6 protein-coding genes and 1 pseudogene are annotated in these 9193 nt (G+C 39.9%); 6 read left to right on the top strand and 1 reads right to left on the bottom strand.

Annotated features, from left to right (window positions below):
* Nucleotides 1-118: pseudogene (locus CXF81_RS19695) on the top strand (NAD(P)-dependent alcohol dehydrogenase); the annotation flags it as partial.
* 54 nt (nucleotides 119-172) lie between these two features.
* Here the strand turns inward: CXF81_RS19695 and CXF81_RS19975 are convergent.
* The gene (locus CXF81_RS19975) at nucleotides 173-412 is read right to left on the bottom strand and encodes a hypothetical protein (RefSeq protein ID WP_232772006.1); all 240 of its coding nucleotides are present in this window, start codon (nucleotides 410-412) and stop codon (nucleotides 173-175) included.
* On the opposite strand from CXF81_RS19975, the gene CXF81_RS20745 reads away from it, so the two are divergent.
* The 5 genes from CXF81_RS20745 (at nucleotide 350) to CXF81_RS19665 (ending at nucleotide 9172) form a co-directional block, all read left to right on the top strand.
* The gene (locus CXF81_RS20745) at nucleotides 350-499 is read left to right on the top strand and encodes a GNAT family N-acetyltransferase (RefSeq protein WP_369828733.1); all 150 of its coding nucleotides are present in this window, start codon (nucleotides 350-352) and stop codon (nucleotides 497-499) included. The two genes, CXF81_RS19975 and CXF81_RS20745, sit on opposite strands and share 63 nt — an antisense overlap.
* 412 nt (nucleotides 500-911) lie before the next feature.
* Nucleotides 912-2489: a PAS domain-containing methyl-accepting chemotaxis protein gene (locus CXF81_RS19685; RefSeq protein ID WP_101183087.1), complete on the top strand. Its 1578-nt coding sequence runs from the start codon at nucleotides 912-914 to the stop codon at nucleotides 2487-2489.
* Nucleotides 2490-2781: 292 nt separating this feature from the next.
* Nucleotides 2782-3705: a triacylglycerol lipase gene (locus CXF81_RS19680; RefSeq protein ID WP_101183086.1), complete on the top strand. Its 924-nt coding sequence runs from the start codon at nucleotides 2782-2784 to the stop codon at nucleotides 3703-3705.
* Nucleotides 3706-3747: 42 nt separating this feature from the next.
* On the top strand, nucleotides 3748-4641 hold the full coding sequence (locus CXF81_RS19675) for a lipase chaperone family protein (protein WP_232772005.1): 894 nt from the start codon (nucleotides 3748-3750) through the stop codon (nucleotides 4639-4641).
* 367 nt (nucleotides 4642-5008) lie between these two features.
* Entirely contained in the window at nucleotides 5009-9172 is a 4164-nt protein-coding gene (locus CXF81_RS19665) for a hybrid sensor histidine kinase/response regulator (RefSeq protein WP_232772004.1), read from the top strand.
* Nucleotides 9173-9193: the final 21 nt, after the last annotated feature.

Below are 9193 nucleotides of genomic sequence, written 5' to 3'. Positions count from 1 at the left end.
CGTTTTGCCAGAATGTGAAATGATCAATATTGACGAAATTAATACGGCGTATGAGCGAATGGAACGTTCTGATGTTCGCTATCGTTTTGTTATTGATATGGCGTCGCTAGGCGCATAATATTTCGATGAGCAATGAGTCGCTAAAGCCAACACTGCCTTGAAGTGTTGGCCCCTAATCCGAAATTGTCCGAGGGTGCTTGTCGGCTTGATACCGTGCTACCGCATCTAGCGTATATTGCGGCGTAAATGATCCGCTCTTGCTAATCATCAATGCCTTAGAAGTACCTTGAGCCATTAATTTATCGCCTCTATAAAGGTGATGACTGCAGTAAAAATATTTTTCATCAAAGTGTGTGATCTCCATGTGAACGTCTATTTTTGCAAACACCTTAATAGGGCGCAGGTAGGTCATGGTATAGCCGTTCACTCTGATGCAAGAGGAAAAGGCGCAGGAAGTTACCTTCTACAGGAAGTAGCAAAATATGCCAAAGACCATTAATTTAATACCGTCCGTTTGGACGTTATTGATATAAATACCATAGCTAAAGTACTATATGAACGAATTGGATTTAAGTCAGTAAAAACAAAATCCTATCCATATTTAAAATGGTTACTCGGGTTCAGTAGTTCGACTACAATGGAATTATGTGTGTAACATCCAGTGCCGTTTCAGTTGTGAGTATGTGAACTCGGACGCCGTTCCCTGAACCGGCTGTTTTAAGCAGATTTAGCGCTTTGTTAGACACAGGCTTAATTGAGTGGATGACTATCGAGTTTTGAATCCAATTAGATCTGATATCTATAATGATTGACTTATATCAATATAGACGAATCCACTGCATGGCAGCATTGCATCTTTGTATGAGCGATAGTCATTATCTATACGGCTGAAACATTACACAGGTAATAAAATGCGACACAACCCACCAGTCACGCAAAAAGAGTATCTATTCCCTCCAGCGCAGCGACTTATTTCAGGAACAGATGCAAAAGGCAAAATCACCTATTGCAATGCTGCTTTTATTGAGGTTAGTGGCTACACAAAACCAGAGCTGATCGGTAAGCCTCACAATATTATTAGGCATCCTGATATGCCCTCAGCCGTATTTAAGGAAATGTGGGAAACCATTTCATCTGGTCACGTGTGGATGGGTTTAGTAAAAAACAGGCGTAAAAATGGAGATCATTATTGGGTGAGCGCGTTTATTACCCCCGTAGTTGAAGCGAATAACGTGATTGGATACGAGTCGGTCAGGATAGTGCCGCTTGAAGATGAAAAAGCACGTGCTGAAGCGGCTTATGCGCGAGTTAGCGCCGGTCAGTCAAATTTAACAATACTGTATCGAGCTTCCAAAGTACTGCAATCTATTTCTCCCGTTATGATCCCGGGTTTTATAACCACCGCTTTAGCTTACAGTATGTCGGGCCTAATGATGAGCGGCGTAACGCTGTTATCAACAGCAATATCTGCGGTCTGGTTGTGTTACCGAGAAAAAGTTCAATTATTAGATATTATCAGTATTAGTCCCGACGCCTACTCTAACACCATAGTTGCAGAAACCTATTTCAACGATACTGGAAATAAAGCAAGGGCTAAGTTGGCTTTAGCATGTGAAATTGCCAGAAGTCGAACGGCCCTTACTCGCATTGCCGATGCTGCATCAATATTAGATTCTATTGTGCGAGATACTCAGGCAGGATCTGAATCTACATCAACTGCTGTGGCCCAGCAGAGCCATGCTACACAGCAAATTGCTTCAGCTATTACACAAATGTCAGCAGCAATACAGGAAGTTGCAGGCAATGTTCATAATAACGCTGTCAGTGCTCGAGATGCACTTGTTAGTGTGGATGATGGGGCTAAATTAGCAGACGAGGCTAAGACTGCCATTGATGCATTAAGTACCTCTGTCGCGAGTATCGCAGAAACGGTACGTGAGTTAGCAGACTCCACTAATGAGATTGGCCAAGCAGCTAATCTGATTTCAGCGATTGCAGACCAAACTAACTTACTAGCTCTCAATGCAGCGATTGAAGCTGCACGCGCCGGTGAACAAGGACGGGGTTTTAGTGTTGTAGCCGATGAAGTTCGAGCTTTAGCAGGCAAAACGCGCGAATCAACGGACAAAATTCACAAAATTGTAGAGGTATTAACGACAAGAGCAAGGAGTGCAGTAGGCACATCAGAAAGAGGTGAAAAAGCTGCGCAACTAGGCGTTGAGAGGGTTGAGCATACTAGAAATGCACTAAATAACATTCGTGATTCTGTGCATACCATTACTCGGTTAACCGAGATGATGTCTTGTGCAGTTGAAGAACAGAGCTCTGCCTCTGAGCATATCAATCAGCAGATTGTTGAAATTGCTGATAATACATTTGTGACGCAAAACTCTGCAACTGCTGCATTAGGAGCAAGTCAGCAGTTGGCTGCAACGGTGATAAACCTTCGCTCTATCATTGCTCGTTTCTCTTCATGCAAAATGCGCTGATGACAGGTCACATTGGTAGCGCACTGTTGAACCTAAGTACGCAGTCAAGAAGGCGTCTAGCCCAGCAAAAAATTGCTTTCGGTTTTTTGCTATCGGCAGGTCACAGTCTCCCTACTTTAATTTTACACATTTGTGAAGGACTCAATATGTACACTTTTGCCTTATCGATAAGCCCTCTGTATTCACCTAGTTTATTCTAACTATATGGTTAAATTATGCACACTGGATTGACCTCTGATGAGTGCGTGATAGAGTTGTTAAGTAACTGTTAATTGTAAGGAGTATTATTGACATGAATAAATTATTGACAAACCTCTTGCTCACTTGTTGCTTAGTGGTTTGCGCTAGTGCACAAGCAAGTACCTACACTAAAACAAAATATCCTATCGTTTTAGTACATGGGATTTTTGGTTTTGACGATGTTTTGGGAATTGATTATTTTTATCGGATCCCGTATTCATTAAACCGCAGCGGCGCAACGGTATATGTAGCAGCCGTCTCTGCCGCAAATAGCTCTGAGGTAAGAGGCGAGCAACTATTATTAGAAGTACAGCAGATATTAGCGCTTAGCGGTGCTGAAAAAGTCAATTTACTAGGCCATAGCCAAGGTGCTCAAACAGTGCGTTATGTAGCATCAGTACGACCTGATCTAATTGCTTCCGTGACCAGTGTTGGAGGGGTGAATTGGGGCACACCGGTAGCGGATATAGCGCGCAATGTTGTGCCTCAAGGTTCAATACCTGAATCACTTGTTGAATCAATAGGTAATGGACTGGGGGCAATTTTAGACTGGTTTTCAGGTAATGCCGGATTACCACAAGACTCAGTGGCAGCGTTGGAGGTACTCACCACTCAAGGCAGTTTAGCATTTAATGCTAAATACCCCGAGGGCGTGCCTGATGCTTATTGTGGCAGCGGTGATTTAGTTGCATCTAATGGTGTCGAATATTTTAGTTGGAGTGGCGGCAGACCCATTACTAACGTCTTTGATGCACTCGATGGACCTTTATTGGCAACTAGTTTTGCGTTTAACGAAGCAAATGATGGTTTGGTTTCCTCATGCAGTAGTCGTTTAGGGTATGTTATCAAAGACAATTATCGAATGAATCACATTGACGAAATTAATCATATTTTTGGTATACATCACCTGTTTGAAACTGACCCTATTACGCTTTATCGAATACATGCCAATCGTTTAAAAAATAGAGGATTATAAAACATGAAGTGGGGGATTATTATATTTTGTATTATAACCTTTATGACTCCACTAATATGGCAATCTTTCAAACCTGCTGTGAATTCGCTTAGCTCAAAAAGCGCAGCCGAAACTGAGCAAAAAGTAACACTCAATATGGCAGTTGATATCGATGGGCGTCTGCCAATCAGTCCAGAAATCTCAAGTGCTACAGAAGTATGGCAGACTGAAGACTTGCGCGCGCTGCTTGATTTTTATATTGCCTACTATGAACAAAGTGAGCTAAAAATGTGGCAGCAGTTCAATCAATATTGCCATCCATTCAGTTTCTGTAATGATTTAACCGCATTGTTTGAACGTTATCTGCTTTACAAAATGCAACTCCAAAACTTAGATACTGACCGAGTAAACTTAGCATCAGAATTTGAGGATAGACTCGATAGATTGAACTTGCTTCGAAATGAACTATTTTCTGCACGTGAAATAAGTTTGTTGTTTGAAAATGAAGAGGTTTGGGACAGATATGCGATTCAAAGGCTGCGTATAAATCAGGATGCGAGCTTGACCAAGCAACAAAAAACACAACTGGTTCAGCAACAAATTACACAAATGCCAGAATCAATGAAACAAGCTGTATTACCTACGCAGCAACTTCGCAGCATCAACCAAATTATAGGAAATACTGTCGTTAACAGCAGTGATGAGTATAACCAACTGGCTTCCTATTTTGGAGACGATGCTGCGCAGAGGTTAGTAGCTGTGAATCAAACCCAACATATGTGGTTGAAAAAAATACAGCTATTTAAACAACGCAATGATGACTTGAAACAACAATTTGAGCAAGATACCAGCGATTACATCCAAGCACTATCGCAATTAAAACAGCAAATGTTCGAAGGCAACGAACAAAAGCGTCTACAGGTATATCTTGCCAATCCAACGCTAATTAAGCAATAAAACTGCTTTGGTACAATGAAGGTCCGAGAAAGTCGCCCATCTGGCTGCGTTTTCAATAGGATATCCACTTTCAGGATCAACGATGCATATCCAACACATAACCTTGCCACGTGCTACACGCAAGAATACAGACTCTAATCTTTGTTGGAAATGGACATATAGGTCCGTTTCCTTCGGCAAATATTGGCGCAATAAACGCTTGTTATTTTTATTTGAGCCACGTTGCTAAGGTGACTGCAAAGCATAAAAGTAATGCTTGTTACTCATTGATTAGATCAGAGATAACGTTTACTCTTTAACTGTATGGTTTTACTTTTTTGTGACATTCCTCTGATTTACAATGATATTAAGTACTTTGGAACATAACATGTTGAGTGTTAATCACTTTATTCTTTTTTTTATTTTATTGGTTGGGATTGTAGTTCCAGCCTATAGCAATGAAGAGCCTTCAAAGCTCATTAATGAATACTCTGTAAAAATGCTAACAGAGGAAGATGGATTTGTTTCTTCTGAGATATATTCAATCATTCAGGATAAGCAAGGTTTGCTCTGGTTTGGTACCGCCGAAAATGGCGTCATGCGTTATGATGGTCGAAAAGTCACCCTCTTTGAGTATGATAGTTTGAGTTCAAAAGGTTTGTCGCACGACGATGCTGGAAATCTCATGCTAGACCATAACGGAAAAGTATGGGTTGGCACTTGGGGAGGAGGTGCTAATCTTTATGACCCGCAAACAGGCCATTTTAAGAATTTTATTCATGATCCACAGCGTGCAGATTCTATTTCATCGAACCGAATACAGTCCTTATTTCACGACCAAAAAGGCGCTATTTGGTTGGGATCATATGATAAAGGGTTAAGTCGATATCTCGGTAATAATAGCTTTGAGCATATTGAAAAAATTGATAATGCACAATCGAGTTTATCGCATAATAGAATATGGGATATTGAAGACAACGATAGTGATAGCCTTTGGGTGGCAACTAGCTTTGGCTTGAACTTATATGACAAGACCAAGCAAACTTTTTCTCATTTCTTACCGGACCCAGAGAATAACACGCCTACGGGCGCAAACGAAATTCGAAGTATTTTAAAAACGTCAAAAAATCAACTTTATGTCGGAACACAACAAGGCCCTTTTACTTTTGATAAACGAAATGGCCTTTTTACAGCAATAAAAACCCTGAATGATGAATATTTAGGCCAAGTGAACTCCATGATTGAGGATCAGGAAGGTTATATATGGTTCGTCACTAGTAAAGGCTTATTTAGACAATCGAATTCAGGCCCTCAAATTGAAAAAATTGGTCTTGAGGATAACAATAGCTTGAGAATTATTTTCGAAGATAGCTCAAGAACAATCTGGGTTACCAGCGAAACTCACGGTATATATAAGTTAGTGCCGCATAGAAAATTTAAGTCAATTAATAGTCCTGAACTGGTCGCACCAAATGGCATCGCAAGTGACGCTAATGGTGATTTATTGATTGTATCGTCATCATCGCAATTATATAAATGGCATGTATCATCACAAATATTAGAAAAATTATCCGCGCCCATATTTAATGATGACAATGGCTATGGTGGAGATAGATTATTTGAAAAACCCATTATATTTCCAGATGGTAATAATAGTTTATGGATAGCACAAGGTAAGGGGCTCGCTAAATTCAGCTTAGAAACTAAGCAAGTTGAGTTATTGACATACCCTAAATCATATCCAAACCATAAGGAATTTAGAGAGTTACGTGCGCTTAATATAGACCAACATGGACATCTTTGGATTGGTACCTATAAAAATGGAATATATCGCTACGATCCTGTGACTGAAACCTTTACTCACCTAGATGAATCTATGGGATTATCTCATCCCGAAGTTTTAGAAATTTTTAAAGATAGTAAACAAAACATGTGGGTGGGTACTGGTAATGGTGTCAACATTTGGCAGGAAGACAGCCAACAATTTATGTCATTTAAAAGCAATAAAAATGTAGCAGATAGTTTATTGGGAAACATAGTTCAGGATGTGCATCAATCTAGGAATGGACAAATTTGGATTTCTACTCAAAAAGGGCTCAACCTTTATCTTCCTGAAACAAAGGGTTTTAAACATTTTAGCGACAAAAGTGGGTTACCCACGTCTCTGATACGGGCGATTTCAGATGATAAGAATGGGCATTTATGGTTAACGACAAATAAAGGAATTTCAAAGCTAGATCCAGTACTAGGAGACGTAACCAATTATGATAGTAGTAGTGGCTTGTTGGGGTCAAACTATTACGCAAATAGCCTAGTACAAGGCGGCAATGAAACCCTATTCACCAGCAGCCATAGAGGCATTGAATTTTTCAACACCGCATATATAGCACCAAATTCTAGTGAGTCGAATATTGTTCTGACGGGGTTCAATAAGATGGGCCGGTCGGTTAAATTTGAAAAACCTTATTCTTATGTCACTGATATCCAGTTGTCTTATCTGGATTACTTTTTTTCTTTTGAATTCTCTGTATTAGATTTTGTTGATCCTAGCAAGAATCAGTATGCTTATAAACTAGAAGGGTATGATGACCGCTGGATTGATATCGGTAATCAAAATGTCGCTTCTTTTACTAGCTTAGACGGTGGCTCATATAAATTACTAGTAAAAGCCACTAACAGTAGCGGCAAATGGGGGACTGACTTACTGTCAATCAACTTATATGTATCACCACAGCCATGGAAAACGTGGTGGGCATATAGCGCTTATGCTCTTATAACCGTGTTTGTTGTATTCATTTTAATTTATCTAAGAACACGTTTACAGCAGACAGAAATATTGAGACAGAAACAATTTGTTTCAAGCCTTGAAGAGCAAGTTACTGATAAAACAGCTTCATTGAATACACAAGCTAGGGACTTAGTTGAAGCGTTGAAAAAAGCGGAAGAAGCGACACATCTGAAATCAGAGTTTTTAGCAAATATGAGTCACGAAATACGCACTCCAATGAATGGTGTGTTAGGTATGCTGGGACTGCTATTGCATAGCAAGCTAACCCCAGAACAGCGCCATAGGGCAAGTATAGCCAAAACCAGTGCTGAATTATTATTAACTATTATCAATGATATTCTCGACTTTTCTAAAATTGAAGCGGACAAGTTAGAGCTTGAAATACTCGAATTCAATTTACAAGATATGCTCGGTGAGTTTATCGAATCTATGGCTTTAACGGCACAGATTAAAGGATTAGAATTAATTCTAGATACAAGTTCTATTGAGTATCAAGTTGTCAAATCTGATCCCGGACGGATTAGGCAAATTCTCACCAATATTGTAGGCAATGCAATTAAGTTCACCGAAACAGGTGAAGTTGTTGTTTCTGTATCGATAAACCCAGCGAGTGAGGCGGGAGGATATTTAAAAATGAGTTGTAGAGTAACCGATACAGGAATAGGAATAGGAATAATACCCAAAGATAAGCGAAATCACTTATTTGATTCATTTAGTCAGGTCGATGCATCGACTACAAGAAAGTACGGTGGAACAGGCTTAGGCCTGACAATAACTAAAAGATTGTGTGAATTAATGGGCGGAGATATACAAATGTCCAGTAATCCCAAAGGTGGTAGTTGTTTTCACTTTACTCTAGATCTGGAGAAAGGACATAACACGAGCGCTGATGTATTGAAAACAATCGGGTCCAGTGAAAGAATACTTATTGTGGATGACAACGACACTAATCGAAGAGTTGTGCGCGCACAATTGGAGAAATGGGGGCTGCTAGTCGAAGAAGCTATCGACGCAGAAATGGCATTGGAGCAATGTCGAAAAAATGTGGATGAAAATGGAAATATTCTTTTTGATATTGCCATTTTGGATATGAACATGCCGGGTATGAATGGAGATGAATTAGGTCAATTACTGAGTAATATCCCTGAGTTTTCCAAAATGAAACTGGTGATGATGAGACCTATGGGGCAAAAGCGAGATGCTGAAAAACTGTTAGAATCTGGATTTTGTGCCGACTTTCCTAAACCAGCAACAACAAAAAATCTGTTTAATGCTATATCAGATGCCTCTGGCAAGGGTGAGGCACTAGAGTCGTTATCTCTGGTATCTGTAGACAATAATTTAGCGTCTTCAAAATATGTGTATAACTGGCCTTCCGATACAAGAATACTGTTGGTGGAGGATAATCACATTAACCAGGTAATTGCAGAGTGTTTACTCGAAAATATCGGATTGTCTGCCGATTGTGTATTCAATGGAATAGAAGCGATAGAAAGCTTGAAAAATGCAACTGAACACCTACCTTACACCCTTATTCTAATGGATTGCCAAATGCCAGAAATGGATGGTTACGAAGCGACTAGACAAATTCGTCGTGGTAATGCAGGGAAAAAAAATCAAGTGCTTCCTATTATTGCTATGACCGCTAATGCAATGGCTGGAGACCGCGAAAAATGCCTCGAATCGGGAATGAATGACTATATTACGAAGCCGATAAATGAGGATCAAATTTACAAAAAACTATCGCGTTGGTTAACACCATAAAGCGTATAATTTGGGGGATCT

Origin of the sequence: Glaciecola sp. 33A (assembly GCF_002836745.1) — a bacterium.
Taxonomy (GTDB): Bacteria; Pseudomonadota; Gammaproteobacteria; order Enterobacterales; family Alteromonadaceae; genus Glaciecola.
The sequence above is the reverse complement of the archived record's forward strand: the minus strand, read 5'-3'. Positions and strand labels throughout refer to the sequence as shown.

Bases quoted from the DNA above. Each gene is read 5' to 3' on its own strand.
- CXF81_RS19975 (WP_232772006.1), bottom strand. From the start codon at position 412: ATGACCTACCTGCGCCCTATTAAGGTGTTTGCAAAAATAGACGTTCAC.
- CXF81_RS19685 (WP_101183087.1), top strand. From the start codon at position 912: ATGCGACACAACCCACCAGTCACGCAAAAAGAGTATCTATTCCCTCCA.
- CXF81_RS19680 (WP_101183086.1), top strand. From the start codon at position 2,782: ATGAATAAATTATTGACAAACCTCTTGCTCACTTGTTGCTTAGTGGTT.
- CXF81_RS19675 (WP_232772005.1), top strand. From the start codon at position 3,748: ATGACTCCACTAATATGGCAATCTTTCAAACCTGCTGTGAATTCGCTT.
- CXF81_RS19665 (WP_232772004.1), top strand. From the start codon at position 5,009: ATGTTGAGTGTTAATCACTTTATTCTTTTTTTTATTTTATTGGTTGGG.